Here is a 19,665-nt window from a genome sequence, read left to right as displayed (position 1 = left end):
GCGGGTGGTGGGCGTCGCCTGCAGGTCTGGGGTGGTGGCGGGTGCCGCCGAGCAGCGTGCACGTGGCGGGCGTTGCCCGAATGTCCGACGGTGGCGGGTGTCGCCGGGTCGCGTGCACGTTGCCGGTGGCGGACGTCGCCCGAATGTCCGGCGGTGTCGGGTGCCGCGTGCACGTTGCCGGTGGCCGGTGCCGACGAGTCGCGTCCGCGTCGCCAGTCGGCGCCGAGCAGCCGCCTGCATGGCGCCGGCGGCTGGTGTCGACTAGCCGTGTGGGCGTCGCCGCCGGCCGCCGCCGCCGGCCGTCGCCGTCGGCCGACGTTGCCGGGTCGCGTACGGCGGCCGGTGCCGAGGAGGCGCCCGCGGTTCGGCTGGGCGACGGCCGTCAGACCGTCTTGTTGATCGCCCAGATGTCGTGCGCGTCGTAGTTCCGTGGGAAGGAGTTGCCGTCGATCATGCAGGACTTGCTGCTCTTCCGATGGCCGAGGTCTCCGGTGTGGCCCACCTCGTGGCAGCCGAGGCTCTCCCACGCGCTCGTCGAGCGGGACCCCATCGCGGACTGGTTGAAATGGATGCTGAAGCTTCCGCACTTCGGGCCGTTACGAACCTCGCACCGTGTCTGGCCGAACCAGCCGGTGTTTCCGTACTTCCCGTCGAAGAAGTGGATGTCGCCGCTTCCCCATTTCGTCGTTATCTTGCTGCGCTCCAGCTGCTGCTTGCCGTGCTTCATCGCCGCCGTGCCCTTAGCGGTCAGGCTGTGCCCTTGGAAGTCCTGGGTCTTGTTGTCCGGGATTCCCGTACCTTTGAACTGGTGGTCCGCATAAGACGCCGGAGCCCCGAACACCGCGATGACCGCCGTGCAGCCGGCGATGGCCGCGATGCGCGCCGAAGAGATTCGCATGGTCGTCATGTGCCTTCCGTGAGGATCGACTGAGTCTTGGCGTTCGCTATCGAGACACCGGGACGGCGCGGAGGCGGCCGGCGTGATAGTCGTTGGAGGCCTTTCGCAAGGAGGTGCGGAAGGCGGTCTCCGACTGCCTCTCGACCGCCTCGTGAATGGGGTTGTCCTCCGCCGCGGTCGGGGTCAGCCGAGAGCTCTTGACCGACACGCGGCCCTGCGTGCTGACCAGCCGGAACCGCGCCGGTCCCTCGTCGATCCTGCGGAGGAAGTAGTAGTTCTCGTCTCCGGTCCCGCTCCAGTTGACGCCTTCGATCTGAAAGCCGTGCCCGCGGTCGTCCCAGCCCCACTCGTCTAGCGTCACCGTGGCCGGTGTGGTGCCGGTCTTGTTGAGGAAGACCTGCTCGACCGTGATCACCACGTCCCGTACGCGCTGCCCGTCCATGCCGCTGCTGCCGATGTGGCGGCCAGGAGTGATCCGGGCGACCCGGCCACGGATCACCAGGTCCGATGAAGCGGTCATCGTCGGCACATCGTCGTAGGTCTCGACCTCTTTGACGGCCGCTACCTCCCGCGGCTTGACGTCCAGTTTCACGGCGGAGCCATTCGTCGATCCCTCGTCGGCGCGGGCGACCGCCGATGACGGTTCGGCCGGGGATGAGCAAGCGGCCAGTGACGTTATGGCCGCGACGACAAGAAGCGGGCTCAGGCGACGGCCGGAGCTTTTGAATTTCACCACGAAGACCTTTCGACGTGCGCCATTCCCCGCGATGCGCGACCGGATCAGACGGTCAGTATGTTCGTCGGTCTTTATGTGGTGAAGAGACCGGAGGCCTAATCGGATTAGGTCTCCGGTCCCGGTGAAACGGCCTCAGACGGCGGCCGGTTCCGGCGAGCCACCCGTGGTGAGAGCCTCCCTGACCAGCTCGTACGAGCGCAGTCGCGCGGCCGGATCACCGACGTTCGTAGAGATCATCAGTTCGTCCGGGCGGGTGCGGTCCAGCAACTCGAGGAGCCCCTTGCGCACCGTCTCCGGGCCGCCGATCACGTGCGACTCCGTGATCGCGCCGATGGCCTCGCGTTCCTGAGGGGTGTACGGGTGGGCCAGCGCCTCTTCCGGCGTCGGCAGCAGACCGGGGCGCCCGGCCCGGAGTCGCAGCATCGACAGGCCCATGGGAGCGGCCAGCCGTTCCGCCTCCTCGTCCGTCTCGGCGCCGACGACGGCGGCGGTCACCATGACACGCGGCCGGGACAGCGACTCGGACGGCTGGAACGTCGAGCGGTACAGCTCCAGCGCGGGCTCGGTGAACCGCGCGCTGAAATGGTGGGCGAACGCGAACGGCAGCCCGAGCGCACCCGCGAGCTGCGCGCTGTAGCCGCTCGAGCCCAGCAGCCAGACCTCCGGCGGATTCTCGGCCGCGGGCACCGCCCGGATGCCGAGGGACGAACCCGCGAGGAGCGCCCTCAGCTCCGCCAGGTGCCGTGGGAAGTCCTCGACGTCCAGGTCGGCGGTCCGCCGCAGCGCGTACGCGGTGGCCTGATCGGTGCCGGGCGCCCGGCCGATGCCGAGGTCGATGCGGCCGGGGTGCAGTGCTTCGAGCATGCCGAACTGCTCCGCCACGACCAGAGGCGCGTGGTTGGGCAGCATCACCCCGCCCGAGCCGACCCGGAGCGTGGACGTCGCCTCGGCGAGATGCGCGATCAGGACCGGCGGCGAAGAGCTGGCGATGCCGGGCATGTTGTGGTGTTCGGCGACCCAGAACCGGTGATATCCGAGGCGCTCCACCGCGCGGGCCAGCTCGATGCTGGCTCGCAACGCGGCACCGGGGGTGGTCTGCGTGTCCACCGGCACGAGATCGAGCACGGACAGGCGTACGTCATTGAGTTCGAGCACATTCGAACAACTTGCAGGCGGCTCCCTGGATTCCGGACCCGACCGATCCGGGCACGGGGACTTGGCCGGAGCGGCCCGCCCATCCACCGCTCCGAGACGCCGGCGAGCGCGGGGAACGCCAGGCATCCCGGTTCCGTATCGACACCGTTCGCTTGTGCCGAGATGTCCTGATCACCGGGCATCATTGGACAATGCCCCGAGGAATGTCCCGAGCCCCCCAACCGCACGGACTCCTGCCCCGCATCGCGCGTACCCCGCTGTGGTTCTACCACCGGGACCTCGGTTTCCTCCTGGGAAAACGGTTCCTCTATCTCGCACACCAGGGGCGGCTGAGCGGGCTGCGGCGTGAGACCGTGCTGGAGGTCGTGCAGCTCGACCATGAGACCGGCGAGGTCATCGTGTTCTCCGGGTGCGGCAACCGTGCCGACTGGGTGAAGAACCTCCGGGCGGGCCGTGCCCTCGAGATCCGCATCGGGCACCTCCGCCTCCTCGAGCCGGAGCATCGCTTCCTGTCCCACGAGGAGCGCCGGGCCGTGCTCATCGAGTACAAGGAGGTCCGTCCGCTGACCTGGTGGGCGCTCGCCCGGCTGACGGGGCTGCCTGAGGACCCGAAGAACGACGACATCGGCGACATGCGCGCCGTCGCCTTCCGCCCGAACCGGTGGGACGCCCCGTCCTGACGGCCGCGGGCGGGTCATGCGGCATGCCGCGACATGGCATGCTGCTTGCGTGTCTTCGGAACGTCTCACCTTGGTCGTCGGCGACGAGGAGCTGCTCGTCGACCGGGCGATCGGCGACGTCGTCGCCGCGGCCCGCGCCCGGGAGCCCGACGTCGAGGTCCATGAGCTGACCCCGGCCACTCTGGCACCGGGCGCCCTGGCGGAGCTGACGTCGCCCTCGTTGTTCGGTGGCGGGCGCGTGGTCGTCCTCCGTTCGGCCCAGGACTTCGGCAAGGACCTGGCCGCCGAGATCGGGCGGTACGCCGCGAACCCGGCCGACGACATCGACCTGGTCGTCGTGCACGCGGGCGGAGCCAAGGGCAAGGCGCTGCTCGACGCGTTCACCAAGGCGGGCGCCCGTAAGGTCACCTGCCAGAAGATCACACGGCCGGGCGACCGCGTGAGCTTCGTCCGTGCCGAGGTCCGACGGGCCGGCGGCAGCATCGGGGAGGACGCCGCCCGTACCCTCCTCGACGCGGTCGGCACGGATCTACGGGAGCTGGCCAGCGCGTGCAGCCAGCTCGTCGCCGACACCGGCGGCAGGATCAACGACGAGGCCGTCGCCCGATACCACCGGGGACGCGCGGAGGTCAGCGGGTTCACCGTGGCCGACCGGGCCGTGGAGGGAAAGCTCGCCGAGGCCCTCGAGCAGCTCCGCTGGGCGCTGGCCACCGGTGTCGCGCCGGTTCTGATCACGAGCGCGCTGGCCCAAGGCGTGCGCTCCCTCGCCAAGGTCGGCGGCGCGCCGCGCGGCCTGCGCGGGGCCGGACTGGCCAAGGAGCTCGGCATGCCGCCCTGGAAGGTCGACCGGGTGCGCGGGCAGCTTCGCGGCTGGGAGCCGGCCGGGGTGGCGCGGGCGCTGCAGGTGGTCGCCGAGACGGACGCTCAGGTCAAGGGCGGTGGCGCCGATCCGGCGTACGCGCTGGAGAAGGCCGTCGCCCAGATCGTCGCCGCCCGCGCGGGCCGCTGACCACCCGCCCAGAGCGCGATAAATCCGTTTCGCTCCGACCGTCCCGTACCGCAATCTGATCCTCATGAACAAGATCAGAGAACCACGTCTCGGCGTGGACTTCGGCCGGGTCATCCAGGGAGGCGCGGCCGAACCCGGAGAAGAGGACACCGTCTTCCTGAGCGGCGGGTTCGAGGAGGCGATGCGCACTCCGCCCACGCCCGGCGCGTTCGACGTGCTGCCCCGGCTCGTCGCACGGTTCGGCGGACGGGTATGGGTGATCTCCAAGTGCGGGGAACGCGTCCAGCGGCGCACCCTGGACTGGCTCGATCACAACGACTTCTACCGGCGTACGGGGGTCCCGCGCGGGAACGTACGGTTCTGCCGCAAACGCGCCGACAAGGCCGTTCACTGCGCGGAACTCCACATCACCCACATGATCGACGATCGGCTCGGCGTGCACAACGCGCTACGGGGCCTGGTGCCGCACCTTTACCTGTTCGGCCCGCAGGGCGCCTCGCCACCGGACTGGGTGGAGGCCACGCGGACCTGGACCGACGTCGAACGGGCGATGACGGCGACGCACCCGTGACCACGTCGGGCGGCCATCGCCACCCGGAGATCGCGTACGGCTGGGGAGAGATCGAGCGATCGCAGGCCGGCGGTGTCACCGGGAGGCCGTACGCGGCCGGGAGCGTGCGCGGGTGCGGGCGGCGGAGCGGGTGGTCGCTGGTCCGGGACGTCGCGGGGAGGCCGTACGCGACCGGAGATCGTGCGTCGGCCTGGGACGCCGGGGAAGGTGGCGGCAGAGTGCGGGCGTGTGGCGTCGTCGGAGGTCTGCGAGTGATCGCCGGTCCGGGGACGTCGTACGTGGCCGGGGAGCATGCGCCGGGTCTTGGGATGCCGGGGGCCCGGGAGGGCGAGCGTGGGCGCGGCCACGGGGCGATCGCCGAGAGGTCGTAGGCGGCCGGGGATGATCAGCGGCGGCGGGGCGTGGGCTGACACGCGAGGACGAGCGCGGGCCCGGGTGCCGCCGGGGGCACATACGTGCTCAGGAGACGATGGCCAAGCCGGGACCGGCGGCGAGAGGGCAGGCGCTCATGGTGACCGACGGTGCGGCGCCGAGGGCCGGCCTCGCCGACGGCGACACGGCCGGTCGCGACCGGGTGCCCAGGCGCAGGCAAGCACAGCGACGCCGCGCCCGGACCAGCGGGCACGGCGTCGGTGACGCGTCGGTCGGTCTTACTTGGCGGCCTGCAGCTCGGCGGCGCGCTTGGCGATCGCCGACTTGCGGTTGGCAGCCTGGTTCTTGTGGATGACGCCCTTGCTCACGGCCTTGTCGAGCTTGCGCGAAGCGTGACGCAGCTCGGCCTGGACGGCCTCGACGTCACCGGCCTCGGCGGCCTCACGGAACTTGCGGATCGCGGTCTTCAGCTCCGACTTGACCGCCTTGTTGCGCAGGCGAGCCTTCTCGTTCTGCTTGTTCCGCTTGATCTGGGACTTGATGTTCGCCACGAAAGAAGCCTCAGGTCTTAAGTCGATGGGATGGGGGCGCGGGACCTATCGCGCCCACACGCAGTGGAACAGACTACCAACCTCACCCGCCCCTCCCCAAACCGAACGGCCGGCTGGGGCGCGAAGAGCGCGTCGGGCGGCGCGCGGCGGGAGCATGGCGCCCGGCATGGGACCATGGAAGACGCTAGATCCGCCACTTCTTGAGGAACCCGGTGCCGCCCGTACCGAACCAGACCGATCCCGCGGTGATTCGCAACTTCTGCATCATCGCGCACATCGACCATGGCAAGTCGACGCTCGCCGACCGCATGCTTCAGCTCACCGGTGTGGTCGAGGAGCGTCAGATGCGCGCTCAGTATCTCGACCGGATGGACATCGAGCGCGAGCGTGGCATCACCATCAAGAGCCAGGCCGTGCGCCTGCCGTGGAAGGACCACGTCCTCAACCTGATCGACACGCCCGGCCACGTCGACTTCTCGTACGAGGTGTCGCGTTCGCTGGCGGCGTGCGAGGGGGCCGTGCTGCTCGTCGACGCCGCGCAGGGCATCGAGGCGCAGACGCTGGCCAACCTCTACATGGCGCTCGAGGCGGACCTGCACATCATCCCGGTCCTCAACAAGATCGACCTGCCCGCCGCGCAGCCGGACAAGTACGCCGCGGAGCTCGCCGGCATCATCGGCTGCGACCCCTCCGAGGTGCTGCGCGTGTCGGGCAAGACGGGCGAGGGCGTCGCGGAGCTGCTCGACAACGTCGTCGCGACGGTCCCGGCGCCCGTGGGCGACCCGGACGCCCCGGCCCGTGCGATGATCTTCGACTCGGTGTACGACACCTACCGGGGCGTCGTCACGTACGTGCGGGTGGTCGACGGGCACCTGTCGCGGCGCGAGAAGAGCCTGATGATGTCCACGAAGGCCGCGCACGACACCCTCGAGGTGGGCGTGATCTCGCCGGAGCCCAAGCCGGTCACCGGCCTCGGCGTCGGCGAGGTGGGCTACCTCATCACCGGCGTGAAGGACGTCCGTCAGGCCCGGGTGGGCGACACGGTGACGAGCGCGTCCGGCCCGGCGGCGGAGTCGCTCGGCGGCTATCAGGATCCAAAGCCGATGGTGTTCTCCGGCCTCTATCCGGTGGACGGAGACGACTATCCCGAGCTGCGCGACGCGCTCGACAAGCTGCGCCTCAACGACGCCGCGCTGATCTATGAGCCGGAGACGTCCCTGGCGCTGGGCTTCGGGTTCCGCTGCGGCTTCCTGGGCCTGCTGCACATGGAGATCGTGCGCGAGCGGCTGGAGCGGGAGTTCGACCTGTCGCTCATCTCCACCGCGCCGAACGTCGTCTACCGCGTGGTGATGGAGACCGCCGAGGAGCACCGGGTCACCAACCCGAGCGAGTTCCCCGAGGGCAAGATCGGCGCGGTGTACGAGCCGATCGTGAAGGCGACCATCCTGTCGCCGAGCGACCACATCGGCGCGATCATGGAGCTGTGCCAGGGCCGGCGCGGCGTCCTGCTCGGCATGGACTACCTGTCGGAGGACCGCGTCGAGATCCGCTACACCCTCCCGCTGGCCGAGATCATCTTCGACTTCTTCGACCAGCTGAAGTCGCGCACCCGCGGATACGCCTCGCTCGACTACGAGCCGAGCGGCGAGCAGGAGTCCGACCTGGTCAAGGTGGACATCCTGCTGCAGGGCGAGTCGGTGGACGCCTTCAGCCAGATCGTCCACAAGGACAAGGCCCGCGAGTACGGCCTGATGATGACGGCCAAGCTCAAGGAGCTCATCCCGCGGCAGCAGTTCGAGGTCCCGATCCAGGCGGCGATCGGCGCGCGGATCATCGCCCGGGAGAACATCCGCGCCATCCGCAAGGACGTCCTCGCCAAGTGCTACGGCGGTGACATCTCCCGTAAGCGCAAGCTGCTGGAGAAGCAGAAGGAAGGCAAGAAGCGGATGAAGACCATCGGCCGGGTCGACGTCCCGCAGGAGGCCTTCGTCGCCGCGCTGTCGACCGGCGCGGCCACCGAGAAGAAGAAGTAGCCACCGCGCCGCCGTAGGGATCGGTTCACGCGTCTTCGGATCGGCTCCACCGGGGCAGGCTGACCTGTGACAGTGGTCGGCCGAGTCGGTTGGAGGAAGACGATGGTGAACGTCGGCCGGGTGGGCATCTGGAGTTTCGGGCTGCGCAACGACGATCCGAACGCCGCCGGCGAGATCCGGGAGGCGGCGGCGGAGCTGGAACAGCTCGGGTACGACGCGCTCTGGCTCGGCGGAAGCCCGGGGGTGCACCACGCCGAGCCGGTGCTGGAGGCGACCTCCCGGGTGGTCGTCGCCACCGGGATCCTCAACATCTGGGAGTACGACGCGGCCGGCGTCGCGGCGCGGCACAAGGAGGTGTCCGCGGCCCATCCCGGACGGTTCCTGCTGGGCCTGGGCGCGAGCCACGCCGGCCTCGCCGAGGGCTACCGCAGGCCGTACTCGGCGATGGCCGCCTACCTCGACGGGCTCGACGCCGCGGGCGTTCCGCGATCCGAGCGCGTGCTGGCCGCGCTCGGGCCGCGCATGCTCGCGCTGTCCCGGGACCGCGCGGCCGGCGCCCACCCGTACCTCGTGACGCCCGAGCACACGGCGCAGGCGCGGGAGATCCTCGGCCCGGACCGGATGCTGGCCCCCGAGATCAAGGTGGTGCTCGACACCGATCCCGAGCGGGCGCGCGCGACGGCACGGCGGCACCTCGGCTTCTACATGACGCTGCCCAACTACACGAACAACCTGCTGCGACTGGGCTTCACCGAGGACGACTTCGCCGAGGGCGGCAGTGACCGACTGATCGACGCGGCCGTCGCGTGCGGTGACGTCGAGACGGTACGGCGGCGGATCGCCGCTCATCGTGACGCGGGCGCCGACCACGCGGTCCTCCAGGTGCTCACCGACGACCGGAGCGGGCTGCCCCGTACGGAGTGGCGGGAGCTCGCCGTCGGCCTGGGGCTGGACCGGAGTGGTTCTTGACGCCGTTGTGATGAACCTCACCGCGGCGAGGTCGGACGCCCGATGGGCAGGCTGTGCGGCCGATAAGGGGCCGCTCATCAACTCCGTCCGAAAGACCGGAATCGGCGATCCGGGTTCTCGCCCGCCATAACGGGAATGGGGTCACTCCGTCTGTTTTAGGGAGGAGTTGTGGATGCTGCCATAGCGCGACCCGAAGCGTACCCCCGCGATCCGTGTGTCCCGGGCGGCAGCGCTCCGGCCGAAATGACGCTCATCGGAGTGATCGCACTGCCCGGAACGGAGCGGTCGGTCGCGGTGGGCCGTGGATTCGTGCGGGATACACTCGGCTCCCACCACCCCGCTCTGGACGTCGTCGGCCTGAGCGTGAGCGAACTCGCCACCAACGCGGTCAGGCACACCCCCAGCGGAGCCGGCGGCCGGTTCACGATCAGGCTCGCCGTCGCGGACCACCGGATCCGAGCCGAGGTCGTCAACGACGGCATGATCGACGGAGAACCCCACCGTACGAGCGAACCCGGCATCGATGCCGAGCACGGGCGCGGGCTGCTCCTCATCGACGCCCTCGCGGACCGCTGGGGCGTGACCCGGCGCGCCGGCCGGACCACGGTGTGGGTGGAGTTCGGGTACTGAGAGCACCTACGCCGACCGCGCCGACACCCCTGCCGCGAGCCGGCTCGCCCCCGGTGACCGGCTTGTGGCCGAGCCTGGGCCGCCGTCCTGCGGTTCCGTGATCGGGCCGGACTCCGTCATGCGGTTTCGCGACCGGGCCGGGCCCCGTCTTGCGGTCCTGTGCCCCGACGGGCCTGTCTTGTGGTTTCGTGATCGGGCCGGACTCCGTCTTGCAGTTCTGCGACCGGGCCGAGCCACGTCTTGCGGTTGCGTGCCCCGGCGGGCCGCGTCTTGTGGCTCGGTGACCGGGTCGGGCCGGGGTGTGTGGTCCCACGACCACCGTCGGAGGGCGTCGTCCGTCGTCTTGCGGGTCCGTGACGGAGCCGGGCCGCTGTCCGTGGCTCCGTGACCGTCCTCGCCGAGAGTCGTTTGGTGACCGGGTCGGACCGTCGTTCGCGCCCGTGACCGCCCTCGCCCGGCGTCGTACGCCGTCCCGGGCATCCGTCCGGTGGCGGCAGACTTGAGGGGTGCCCTCGACTCTGCCCGATGGAGATCCGGTCCCCAGTGACGGCGCGCTGCCCGGCAGCGCCCTCGAAGGGCTCGGTGACCGTCCGTTCGGCTTCTACGTGCACGTGCCGTTCTGCGTGACCCGCTGCGGCTACTGCGATTTCAACACTTACACGGCGACCGAGTTGCGAGGCGCGTCACGCGAGGCGTACGCCGACACGGCCATCGCCGAGATCCGTCTCGCCCGCCGCGTGCTCGGCGACGCCGACCTCCCCGTCGAGACCGTCTTCGTCGGAGGCGGCACGCCCACCCTGCTGCCCGCCGACGACCTGGGGCGGATCCTCGAGGCGATCGGCAAGGAGTTCGGGCTGGCGGCCGACGCCGAGGTGACCACCGAGGCCAACCCCGAAACGGTCGATCCGGGCTACCTCGCCGGACTCCGGGAGGCGGGCTTCACGCGCATGTCCTTCGGGATGCAGAGCTCCCGAGAACACGTGCTGGCCGTCCTCGACCGTACGCACACGCCCGGCAGGCCGCAGCAGTGCGTCCGGTGGGCGCGCGAGGCCGGGTTCGAGCACGTGAACCTCGACCTCATCTACGGCGCCCCGGGGGAGAGCGACGCCGACTGGCAGGCCAGCCTCGACGCCGTACTCGAGGCCGGTCCCGATCACGTCTCGGCGTACGCGCTGATCGTCGAGGAGGGCACCCGGCTGGCCGCCCAGGTGCGCCGGGGCGAGGTCGCCGCGCCGGACGACGACGCCATGGCCGACCGCTACCTCGCCGCCGAGCGGACCCTCGGCACCCACGGGCTGAACTGGTACGAGATCTCCAACTGGGCGGCGGACGACGACGCCCGCTGCCGGCACAACCTGCTGTACTGGACCGGCGGCGACTGGTGGGGGGTCGGCCCGGGCGCGCACAGCCACGTCGGCGGCACCCGCTGGTGGAACGTCAAGCACCCCGCCGCGTACGCCGCCCGCCTCGCGGCCGACACCACACCGGCGCACGCCCGGGAGATCCTGGACTCCGCCGACCGGCGGTTCGAACGCGTGATGCTCGAACTCCGCCTGGCCGACGGCTGCCCCCTCGACCTGCTCGACGCCACCGCCGTACGCCGCGCGGTCGCGGACGGCCTGCTCGTCGCCGAGGCCTACGAGGCGGGACGCGCGGTGCTGACCCTGCGCGGGCGGCTCTTGGCCGACGCGGTCGTCCGGGACCTGACGCCCTGACGGACCGCGATCACTTGATCATCGGCCAGCACAGCCACTTCGGGATCACGTACGGCTGGGCCTTGCTCGCCCGTACCGCGCCCATGATCAGATAGATCAGGTGCGCCACGCCGTACGCCACGAGCGCCGGGAGGACGACGATCGCGCCGATCCCGAGCGTGATGACGATCAGCAGGATGCTGCCGAACGTGAGGATGAGGCTGGTCAGCGCGAGGTTCAGCGCCTGCGCCCCATGTTGGCGGACGAACGGCGACCGGTCCTTGCGCGACGCGTAGACGACGAGCGGCGCGATGAACCCGATCGCGAACTGCCCGACGTACGCCATGAGCGCCCACGTCGTGTCGTCGGCCGCCGTGATTCCCGGGGCGGCGTGCGCCGGCGGCCCGTAGCCGTACGGGACGGGAGGCCCGCCGTACGGGACGGGAGGGTGCGGAGGACCGCCGTACCCGGGACCGTGCGCCTGTGGACCGGGTGACGCGTCGTACGGCCCGGGCCCTGCCGGCGGGCCGCCGTAGGGCAGTCCGTACGGCCCCGGTGGCATCGGGGGTTCGGCCGGGGTGCCGTACGGGCCCGGTGGCGTCGGGGGCCCGCCGTACGGCGGGCCCCCGGAGGCGTCATAAGGCGGCCGGCCGGGCGGCGTGTCGTGTGGTTCCGCCCACGGCGGTCCGGGCAGGGGACCGGCCGGAGGCGGCTGGCCGGGCGGGGTGTCGTGCGCTCCCGGCCATGACGGTCCGGGCGGGGGACCGGCGGGAGGCGGAGGAGTGGAGGGCGAGTCGCTCAGCGCCGGGTCCGGCGGTTCGAAAGAGGGCCGGGGGTCCTGTGGCTCGCTCACCCGACATCCCTATCGCAGGATCGGCCAGGCGGCGATCGAGGGCAGGCGGTACCACTCGCAGCGGTTCGCGCCGATCGCGGCCTTGACGACGCAGAAGTACTCGATGGCCAGCACCGCCAGCGTGATGAGCAGCCCCTGTGGGCCGATGAAGTAGGTCACGGCGAAGGCGGCGACGTTGCAGGCGGTCATCGCGATGGACAGGTTGAGCGCCTGGATCGCATGGAAGCGCGCGAACCGCGAGGAACGGCCCCTGAGGAGGTAGACGATGGCGGGCGCGATGAACCCGGCGACGAAGATCCCGACGTAGGCCGGAACGGCCCAGCGTTCGTCCTCGTCCGTGACCGGCCCGCCGGTGGGCGTCGGCTCGCGGCGCCGCTTCGCGGGCTGGGGCGGGCCGTAGCCCGCGGACGGAGGGGCCTGCTGCCCGTGCGGCGCAGCGTACGGCTGCTGCTGGTACCCGCTCTGGTCGTAGCCTCCCGGCGCGTACCCGGGCTGGGCGTAGGGCGACGGCCCGTGGCCCTGGGCCGGTACCCGTCCATGGCCCTGGCCTCCGTGCCCCGGTCCGTACGCCTGGCCTCCCGGGCCGGGGCCGTAACCCGGTCCGCCGAGGCCGGGCCGTCCGTAGCCCGGTTGCTGGCCATAGGTCATTGGTGGTGTCCCTTCTAGCGGAACATGAGGAAATGTCGGGCGGTGACCGAAAGAGGTCGCAGTGTATGAGACGTACGCCGACGCGGGATGGTTGCGGCTTCCTCAGTCCTGTTGCGGGACGGTGACGAAGTCGATCAGCTCCTCGACCCGCCCGAGCAGCGCGGGCTCCAGGTCGGTGTAGGCGCGGACCCGGCCGAGGATCGCCTGCCACACCTCACCCGGCTCGCCCCGCCAGCCGAGGGCGGCGATGACGCCCTCCTTCCAGGACGTCCCGCGCGGCACCCGGGGCCACGCCGGGATGCCGAGCGCGGACGGCTTCACGGCCTCCCAGATGTCGATGAACGGGTGACCGGTGACGAGGACGTACGGCGAGGAAACCTCGCCGGCGATGCGGCTCTCCTTCGAACCGGCCACGAGGTGGTCGACGAGCACGCCCAGCCGGCGTTCCGGCCCGGGGCCGAACTCCTCGACGATGTCGGGGAGGTGGTCGACGCCCTCGAGGTACTCCACGACGACGCCCTCGACCCGCAGGTCGTGCCCCCAGATCTTCTCCACGAGCTCGGCGTCGTGGCGGCCCTCGACGTAGATCCGGCTCTCTCGGGCGACGCGGGCGCGGAGGTTCGGCACGGCGACCGAACCGGACGCCGACCGTGCGGTCCCCGCCGCCCGTACGGGACGGACGAGCGTCACCGGCTTGCCGTCGATGAGGAACCCGGCCTTGGCGAGAGGGAAGACCCGGCGCTTGCCGAACCGGTCTTCCAAGGTCACCGCGTCCTTCTCACAGGCGACGACCGCGCCGCAGAAACCGCTCGACGGGTCCTCGGCGACCAGTCCGCGCTCGGCGGCGACCTCCGGGATCTGCCCTTTCTTCGGGCGGCGCCAGTCGCCGGACAGAACGTCGCGTCCATAGTCTTTGCTCCGCACCCGTCGCACCGTACCGGTCACGGGGCGAGCGGGTCAGCCGTCCAAGCGCCCTCGTCGGCCCGATCGTCCGAGCGACTCGCCCTGCTCCCTCGTCGGCCCGATCGTCCGAGTGGCCCGCCCTGGCCCTCGTCGCCCGGATCGCTCGGGCGGCTCGTCATGATCGCTTGTCAGGCCGGTCCGGGTGGCTCACCTAGAAACCCTCGTCGCCCAGGCGGCTCGCGCTGATGCCTCACCGGTCCGGTCGCCTGGCGTCGGGTCCTTCCGGTGGCTCATCCCGATCCAGGGCGCGGGTCCAGGTGGTCGTGGCCGCGCCGGACGGCCTCGCGCAGCGCCTCGGCCGGGTACGGCCAGTCGCCGGAGCCGAGGGCCTCCTCGACGCCCAGGCCCGCGGCGTGGGTCTCCCGCACCCGGTGGGCCACCAGGTCGATCTCCTCGCGCTGGCGGTCCGCGAAGTCCGTATCGACGGGCTCCCCGTGCCCGGGCACGAGCACGCCGTCTACGGCCCGCAGCAGCTCGGTCAGGGTGCCGGACCACTCCAGCGGGAAGGAGTCGCCGCCGTACGACGGCGGGCCCGACTGCTCGATCAGGTCGCCGGTGAACGCGCACCGCGCGTCGGGGACCCACACCACGAGATCGCCGTCCGTGTGGCCCCGGCCGAAGTGGCGCAGCTCGACGACGCGGTCGCCCAGGTCGAGCTCGGCGCGGTCGGTGACGAGGTGGTCCGGCGCGAGCAGCAGGTCGGTCTCGACCTTCTCCGCCCACCCGGGGAACTCCCGCGTCAGCATCGGCCGCGCGGTGTGGGCCAGGTAGTCCGGCAACGACGCGTGTCCCCACCGCTCCGCGGCGAACGCGGCGTTGCCGAAGCAGTGGTCGAAATGGCCGTGGGTGTTGACGACGATGGGATCGTCGACGCCGAGCTGTCGAACGTCGTCGCGCAGCCGCACGCCCTGTGCGACACTCGCGCGGGTGTCGATGACGACGGCGCCTTCGGCCCCGACGACGACCCCCACGGTCACGTCGAAGTCGGAATAACGGCGCTGGAAACAACGTTCCGCAATCTCGTGCCAGGTCACAGAAGTGACTCTGCCATGCTCGACGCGAGAACGTGATCCACCGGCGTCTCCTCGTGCGCGCCGCCGAGCCGTACACTTGGCACTCAGAGGAGAAGAGTGCCAGATTGAAGGGCCGCGGACACGGGAGGTGAGTGCGTGCTCGACGATCGAAAACTGGCCGTGCTGCGAGCCATCGTCGAAGATTACGTGTCCACCCACGAGCCGGTGGGTTCCAAGGCGCTGGTCGACCGGCACAATCTCGGTGTCTCGCCGGCCACGATCCGAAACGACATGGCCGTGCTCGAGGAGCAGGGCTACATCGCCCAGCCCCACACGAGCGCGGGACGTGTGCCGACCGACAAGGGATACCGGCTGTTCGTCGACCGGCTGTCCACGATCAAGCCGCTGTCGGCGGCCGAGCGGCGCGCCATCGAGACGTTCCTCGCCAACGCCTACGACCTCGACGATGTCGTGAGCCGTACGGTCCGGCTGCTGGCACAGCTGACGCGGCAGGTCGCCGTCGTGCAGTACCCCTCGCTGACGCGTTCGTCGGTACGGCACGTGGAGCTGGTGCCGATCGCGACCCAGCGGCTCCTGCTCGTGGTCATCACCAACACCGGCCGCGTCGAGCAGCGGGCCATCGAGACCCACGAGGACGTCTCCGACGAGGCCATCGCGCACCTGCGGGCGCTGCTCAACGCGCGTCTCGACGGGTGCTGGCTCACCGACGTGCCCGACGCCCTGGCCGACCTGCCGGAGCACGTTGCGGTCGGCGAGCGGCCCCTAGCCGCGACGGTGCTGTCGGTCCTCCTCGAGAGCCTCGTGGAGAAGCACGAAGAGAAGATAATCATCGGTGGCGCGGCGAACCTCGCCCGCGCCGATTTGTCCCAGAGCCTCCGTGACGTGCTGGAGGCCCTGGAAGAACAGGTCGTCCTGATGCGACTGCTCGGCGAGGCGGAGAACCCCTCCGGCCTCACCGTGCGGATCGGCACCGAGAACCCGCATGAGGGCCTGCGCACGACCTCGGTGGTCGCCACCGGGTACGGCGCGGGCGACCAGGCCGTGGCCCGGCTCGGCGTTCTCGGTCCGACGCGGATGGACTACCCCGGGACGATGGGAGCAGTGCGCGCAGTGGCACGTTACGTCGGTCAGATTCTGGCGGGGTCGTAAGTGGCGAACGACTACTACGCGACCCTCGGGGTGCGCCGGGACGCCAGTGCGGACGAGATCAAGAAGGCTTACCGAAGGCTCGCGCGTGAGCTGCACCCGGATGTGAATCCCGATCCGGCCACGCAGGATCGGTTCAAGGAGATCACCCAGGCGTACGAGGTGCTCTCCGATCCGAAGAAACGCGAGATGTACGACCTGGGCGCCGACCCGTTCGCCGCGGGCGCCGGCGCGGAGCCGGCGGCTTCGGCGCGGGATTCCCGTTCAGCGACATCATGGACGCCTTCTTCGGCACCACCACCCAGCGAGGGCCGCGCAGCCGGGCCCGCCGGGGCCGCAACGGCACCGTGCGCGTCGAACTGGACCTGTCCGAGACGGCGTTCGGCACCACACGCGAGCTCACGGTCGACACCGCCGTCGTGTGCAACAACTGCTCGGGCGCCGGCACGGCACCGGGTACGCACCCCGAGACGTGCGACATGTGTCACGGCCGGGGCGAGGTGCAGCAGGTCACCCGGTCGTTCCTCGGCCAGGTCATGACGTCGCGGGCCTGCCCCCAGTGCGGCGGCTACGGCACCATGATCCGCAACCCTTGCCCGGAGTGCTCCGGCGACGGCCGGGTCCGCACCCGCCGCACGATCAAGGTGCGCATCCCCGCCGGCGTCGAGAACGGCACCCACATCCAGCTCGCCGGTGAGGGCGAGGTCGGCCCGGGCGGCGGACCGGCCGGCGACCTGTTCCTCGAGATCGTGGAGCGCCCGCACCCGATCTTCGAACGGCAGGGCGACGACCTGCACTGCACCGTCCAGGTCCCGATGACCGCCGCCGCGCTCGGCACCACGCTGACCGTCGAGACCCTCGACGGCCCCGAGGAGATCGACATACGGCCCGGCACCCAGTCCGGCCAGGTGATCCCGATGTACAGCCTGGGCATCAAGCACCTCAACGAGAACGGCCGCGGCGACCTGATGATCCACGTGAACATCGAGACGCCGACCAAGCTCGACGAGGAGCAGGAGGAGCTCCTGCGCAAGCTGGCCGGCCTGCGCGGCGAGGAGCGCCCGCCGGGCAAGTTCTCCCCGGGCCAGCAGGGCTTCTTCTCCCGCCTCCGCGACGCGTTCAACGGCCGCTGAGCCATCGCGAATGCCCCGTCCGGCCTTGACCGGACGGGGCATTCGTCACCCGTGAGCGGACCTTCGCCATGCGAGCGGGTCTGTGTCACGCGGGCCGGCCTTCGTTACGCGAGCCCGTCCCTGTCACACGGGCGGGTCTCCGTCACGCAGGCAGGTCTCCGTCACGTAGGCCGGTCTCCGCCACGCAGGCGGGCCTCCGTCACGTGGGCGGGCCTCCGTCACGTGGGCGGGCCTCCGCCATGTGGGCGGGGCTTCGGTCATCCGTTAGCAGGTGCCGCGGATCGATTCTCCGGCTCCGGCTCCCGCTCCGGCGGTGTCTCGCGCGTGCGCATCAGCGCCGCCGTGACGGCCGCCGCGACGAGCAGCCCCGCCGCGAGCCAGAACGTCAGTCCGACGGCGTGCAGCGACGCCGCGCCCGTCCGGGACCCCGTCGCCAGGGAGCGGAAGAAGACGGTGCCCAGCAGGGCGATGCCCAACGTGCCGCCGAACTGCTGGACCGCGTTGAGCAGCCCGGCGGCCGACCCCGTCTCATGCGGGCGTACCCGGGTCAGGGCGGTGGTGAAGAACGGCACGGTGAACAGCCCGTTCCCGATCCCGCACAGCCCCAGCGCGCCGAGCAGCGCCCAGGGGTAGGCCCCCGGCCGGGCGCCGGCGTAGACGGCGACCGCGGCGAGGAGACCGGCGATCATGACGGCCAGCCCCACGAACATCATCCGCGACCCGTACCGCGGCACCAGGCGCGTCCCCGAGACCCACGAGGAGATCGCCATGCCGCAGGACCACGGCAGCAGCGTCAGCCCGGCGGTGAGGACGTCGTCACCCAGCCCGACCTGCACCTGCACCACGACGACCAGCATCAGCCCGTTCATCACGGCGAAGAACAGCGTCGAGGTCGCCAGCGCGGCCGGGAAGCCCCGGTCGCGGAACAAGCTCGGCTCCACCAGCGGCCGGCCACCGCGACGGGCGGCGTACCGCTGCTGAAGACCGAACGCCACCAGGACCACGGCCCCGGCGCCCATCTCGGCCCAGCCGCCCGCCCGTACACCGGCAGTCCCGCTCTGGATCAGGGGATGGACGACCAGCCCGGCTCCGGCGATCGCCAGCACCGTGCCGAGCAGGTCCAGGCGCGGCCGCGCCGCCGCCCTGTCCTCGCGCATCCTCGGGACCACGGCCAGCACGACCGCCGCGAGCGGCAGGTTGACGAGGAACACCGAACGCCAAGAGGAGCCGAACAGGTCGGCGTGCGTGAGCACCGCCCCCAGCACCGGCCCGCAGATCGCGGCCAGGCCCATCACCGGCCCGATGCTCCCCATCGCCTTGGCCAGCTCCGCCCCGTCGAACATGGCGCGGATCAGCCCGATCGTCTGCGGGATGATCAACGCGGCGGCGACGCCCTGGACCGCTCGGGCGACGATCAGCGCCCCGGCCCCGGGCACCAGCGCGCACGACAGCGACGCGAGCGCGAAGCCCGCCACCCCGATCGCGAACACGCGCCTGCGCCCCACCATGTCGCCCAGCCGGCCCCCCGTGACCAGCAGCATCGCGAACGGCAGCGTGTAAGCGGCGCTGAACCACTGGATGTCGGCCTCGCCACCGCCCAGCTCGGCGTGGATCACCGGCGCGGCGACCTGCACGATCGTCGCGTCCAGCAGGTTCATCGCCTCGGCGACCAGCAGGGCGCCCAGCGCGAGCCAGCGGAAGCGGTACGCCGCTGTCCCTTTTCGTATCTCCATCGATCTTCCTTCCGGTCACGCCCGATGTCGCGACCCAGCGTGCGAGGCCGGAATCAGCCGTTCCATCCACGGCGGGAGATCGGCGGATTGTTTCCATCCGAAGCGTCATTGATGCAAGATCAGTGCATGCTCGACGATCTCGACCGGTGCATCATCCACGCCCTCTACATCGACGGACGGGCGCCGTTCAGCCGGATCGCCACGGTCCTCGGCGTGTCCACCCAGACCGTGGCGCGCCGATACCGGCGGCTGCGCGCCGAAGCGGGCCTGCGCGTGGTCGGCCTCGCCGAGACAGGCCAGGCCGGGCACACCCAGTGGATGGTCCGCCTCACCACGACCCCGGCCACCGCGCAGACCCTCGCGCACTCCCTCGCCCGGCGGCCGGACACCTCATGGGTCAAGCTGGTCTCGGGCGGCACGGAGATCTTCACTCTCATCCACGCGCCGCACGGCGTCGAGGTCTCCAATGCCCTGCTGCTGCGCGACATCCCGCGCCGGGCGGGGATCACCGCAGTCTCCGCCCACTGCGTGCTGCACACCTACCTGGGCGGCCCCACCGCCTGGCGCGGAGCCACCCAGTCCCTCACCGACCGCCAGCAACGCGAACTGTGGCCCGCAGGGGACCCCGGCGACGCACCGGCCGGCCCGGCCTCCCACCCCCGTACGGCCCGCCCAGACGGGGATCCCAGCGACGCGCCGCCCATTCCCGTAGGGCACGCCCTGCCCCTCTGGTGCGGGCGGACGGGGACCCTGGCGACGGGCTGGCCCGTTCCCACGCGGCCCGCCCCGGATCTCCGCCGCACGCGGACGGGGATCCCGGTGACGCGTCGGCCCATTCCGGTACGGCACGCTCTGCC

18 protein-coding genes and 2 pseudogenes are annotated in these 19,665 nt (G+C 71.1%); 11 read left to right on the top strand and 9 right to left on the bottom strand.

What is annotated here, in order from left to right:
- Window positions 1-382: 382 nt before the first annotated feature.
- The 3 genes from ACYVF7_RS44740 to ACYVF7_RS44730 form a co-directional block, all read right to left on the bottom strand.
- On the bottom strand, window positions 383-907 hold the full coding sequence (locus ACYVF7_RS44740; protein ID WP_460352047.1) for a hypothetical protein: 525 nt from the start codon (window positions 905-907) through the stop codon (window positions 383-385).
- A 37-nt stretch (window positions 908-944) separates the two neighbouring features.
- On the bottom strand, window positions 945-1,490 hold the full coding sequence (locus ACYVF7_RS44735) for a hypothetical protein (protein ID WP_460352046.1): 546 nt from the start codon (window positions 1,488-1,490) through the stop codon (window positions 945-947).
- A gap of 276 nt (window positions 1,491-1,766) precedes the next feature.
- A complete protein-coding gene (locus ACYVF7_RS44730; protein ID WP_460352045.1) occupies window positions 1,767-2,789 on the bottom strand; it encodes an LLM class flavin-dependent oxidoreductase in 1,023 nt (340 codons plus the stop codon).
- Between the two features lie 203 nt (window positions 2,790-2,992).
- Between ACYVF7_RS44730 and ACYVF7_RS44725 the strand changes: the two genes are divergently transcribed.
- The 4 genes from ACYVF7_RS44725 to ACYVF7_RS44710 all read left to right on the top strand — a co-directional run bounded on the left by ACYVF7_RS44725 (window position 2,993) and on the right by ACYVF7_RS44710 (window position 5,420).
- On the top strand, window positions 2,993-3,469 hold the full coding sequence (locus ACYVF7_RS44725; protein ID WP_460352044.1) for a PNPOx family protein: 477 nt from the start codon (window positions 2,993-2,995) through the stop codon (window positions 3,467-3,469).
- Between the two features lie 49 nt (window positions 3,470-3,518).
- Window positions 3,519-4,478, top strand: coding sequence for a DNA polymerase III subunit delta (gene holA / locus ACYVF7_RS44720; protein ID WP_460352043.1), 960 nt, complete (start codon window positions 3,519-3,521; stop codon window positions 4,476-4,478).
- Between the two features lie 64 nt (window positions 4,479-4,542).
- Window positions 4,543-5,049 carry a hypothetical protein gene (locus tag ACYVF7_RS44715; protein WP_460352042.1) on the top strand — a complete coding sequence of 169 codons (507 nt, stop codon included), beginning with the start codon at window positions 4,543-4,545 and terminating at the stop codon, window positions 5,047-5,049.
- Window positions 5,046-5,420: a hypothetical protein gene (locus ACYVF7_RS44710; RefSeq protein WP_460352041.1), complete on the top strand. Its 375-nt coding sequence runs from the start codon at window positions 5,046-5,048 to the stop codon at window positions 5,418-5,420. Before ACYVF7_RS44715 ends, ACYVF7_RS44710 begins: the two co-directional genes overlap by 4 nt.
- Before the next feature lie 279 nt (window positions 5,421-5,699).
- Here the strand turns inward: ACYVF7_RS44710 and rpsT are convergent, their stop codons facing one another.
- Window positions 5,700-5,972: a 30S ribosomal protein S20 gene (gene rpsT, locus ACYVF7_RS44705; RefSeq protein WP_460352040.1), complete on the bottom strand. Its 273-nt coding sequence runs from the start codon at window positions 5,970-5,972 to the stop codon at window positions 5,700-5,702.
- A gap of 212 nt (window positions 5,973-6,184) precedes the next feature.
- On the opposite strand from rpsT, the gene lepA reads away from it, so the two are divergent.
- The 4 genes from lepA to hemW all read left to right on the top strand — a co-directional run bounded on the left by lepA (window position 6,185) and on the right by hemW (window position 11,319).
- Window positions 6,185-8,005: a translation elongation factor 4 gene (gene lepA, locus ACYVF7_RS44700; protein ID WP_460352039.1), complete on the top strand. Its 1,821-nt coding sequence runs from the start codon at window positions 6,185-6,187 to the stop codon at window positions 8,003-8,005.
- Window positions 8,006-8,107: 102 nt separating this feature from the next.
- Complete coding sequence (locus ACYVF7_RS44695; protein ID WP_460352038.1) at window positions 8,108-8,974, top strand: LLM class F420-dependent oxidoreductase; 867 nt, start codon at window positions 8,108-8,110, stop codon at window positions 8,972-8,974.
- A 258-nt stretch (window positions 8,975-9,232) separates the two neighbouring features.
- Window positions 9,233-9,604 (top strand): ATP-binding protein, encoded by a 372-nt coding sequence (locus ACYVF7_RS44690; RefSeq protein ID WP_460352037.1) that lies wholly within the window; start codon window positions 9,233-9,235, stop codon window positions 9,602-9,604.
- Window positions 9,605-10,110: 506 nt separating this feature from the next.
- Entirely contained in the window at window positions 10,111-11,319 is a 1,209-nt protein-coding gene (gene hemW, locus ACYVF7_RS44685; protein WP_460352036.1) for a radical SAM family heme chaperone HemW, read from the top strand.
- Between the two features lie 10 nt (window positions 11,320-11,329).
- Here hemW and ACYVF7_RS44680 read toward each other — a convergent pair whose 3' ends face one another.
- The 4 genes from ACYVF7_RS44680 to ACYVF7_RS44665 all read right to left on the bottom strand — a co-directional run bounded on the left by ACYVF7_RS44680 (window position 11,330) and on the right by ACYVF7_RS44665 (window position 14,796).
- On the bottom strand, window positions 11,330-12,151 hold the full coding sequence (locus tag ACYVF7_RS44680; RefSeq protein ID WP_460352035.1) for a DUF4870 domain-containing protein: 822 nt from the start codon (window positions 12,149-12,151) through the stop codon (window positions 11,330-11,332).
- Between the two features lie 9 nt (window positions 12,152-12,160).
- On the bottom strand, window positions 12,161-12,799 hold the full coding sequence (locus tag ACYVF7_RS44675; protein WP_460352034.1) for a DUF4870 domain-containing protein: 639 nt from the start codon (window positions 12,797-12,799) through the stop codon (window positions 12,161-12,163).
- Window positions 12,800-12,901: 102 nt separating this feature from the next.
- Window positions 12,902-13,723 (bottom strand): DUF3097 domain-containing protein, encoded by an 822-nt coding sequence (locus ACYVF7_RS44670; protein WP_460352033.1) that lies wholly within the window; start codon window positions 13,721-13,723, stop codon window positions 12,902-12,904.
- A gap of 269 nt (window positions 13,724-13,992) precedes the next feature.
- Complete coding sequence (locus ACYVF7_RS44665; RefSeq protein ID WP_460352032.1) at window positions 13,993-14,796, bottom strand: MBL fold metallo-hydrolase; 804 nt, start codon at window positions 14,794-14,796, stop codon at window positions 13,993-13,995.
- A gap of 135 nt (window positions 14,797-14,931) precedes the next feature.
- On the opposite strand from ACYVF7_RS44665, the gene hrcA reads away from it, so the two are divergent.
- Together hrcA and dnaJ are read left to right on the top strand one after the other, a co-directional pair.
- A complete protein-coding gene (hrcA, locus tag ACYVF7_RS44660) occupies window positions 14,932-15,945 on the top strand; it encodes a heat-inducible transcriptional repressor HrcA (RefSeq protein ID WP_460352031.1) in 1,014 nt (337 codons plus the stop codon).
- Window positions 15,946-17,075: pseudogene (gene dnaJ / locus ACYVF7_RS44655) on the top strand (molecular chaperone DnaJ). It begins immediately after the preceding gene.
- A 257-nt stretch (window positions 17,076-17,332) separates the two neighbouring features.
- Here the strand turns inward: dnaJ and ACYVF7_RS44650 are convergent.
- A complete protein-coding gene (locus tag ACYVF7_RS44650) occupies window positions 17,333-18,808 on the bottom strand; it encodes an MFS transporter (protein ID WP_460352030.1) in 1,476 nt (491 codons plus the stop codon).
- 24 nt (window positions 18,809-18,832) lie between these two features.
- Here ACYVF7_RS44650 and ACYVF7_RS44645 point away from each other — a divergent pair.
- Window positions 18,833-19,003 (top strand): annotated as a pseudogene (locus tag ACYVF7_RS44645) (hypothetical protein); the annotation flags it as partial.
- Between the last annotated feature and the right edge of the window lie 662 nt (window positions 19,004-19,665).

Source organism: Actinoallomurus acanthiterrae (assembly GCF_054775715.1).
The sequence above is the reverse complement of the archived record's forward strand: the minus strand, read 5'-3'. Positions and strand labels throughout refer to the sequence as shown.

Bases quoted from the DNA above. Each gene is read 5' to 3' on its own strand.
- ACYVF7_RS44675 (WP_460352034.1), bottom strand. From the start codon at position 12,799: ATGACCTATGGCCAGCAACCGGGCTACGGACGGCCCGGCCTCGGCGGA.
- ACYVF7_RS44695 (WP_460352038.1), top strand. From the start codon at position 8,108: ATGGTGAACGTCGGCCGGGTGGGCATCTGGAGTTTCGGGCTGCGCAAC.
- ACYVF7_RS44725 (WP_460352044.1), top strand. From the start codon at position 2,993: ATGTCCCGAGCCCCCCAACCGCACGGACTCCTGCCCCGCATCGCGCGT.
- ACYVF7_RS44650 (WP_460352030.1), bottom strand. From the start codon at position 18,808: ATGGAGATACGAAAAGGGACAGCGGCGTACCGCTTCCGCTGGCTCGCG.
- ACYVF7_RS44740 (WP_460352047.1), bottom strand. From the start codon at position 907: ATGACGACCATGCGAATCTCTTCGGCGCGCATCGCGGCCATCGCCGGC.
- ACYVF7_RS44715 (WP_460352042.1), top strand. From the start codon at position 4,543: ATGAACAAGATCAGAGAACCACGTCTCGGCGTGGACTTCGGCCGGGTC.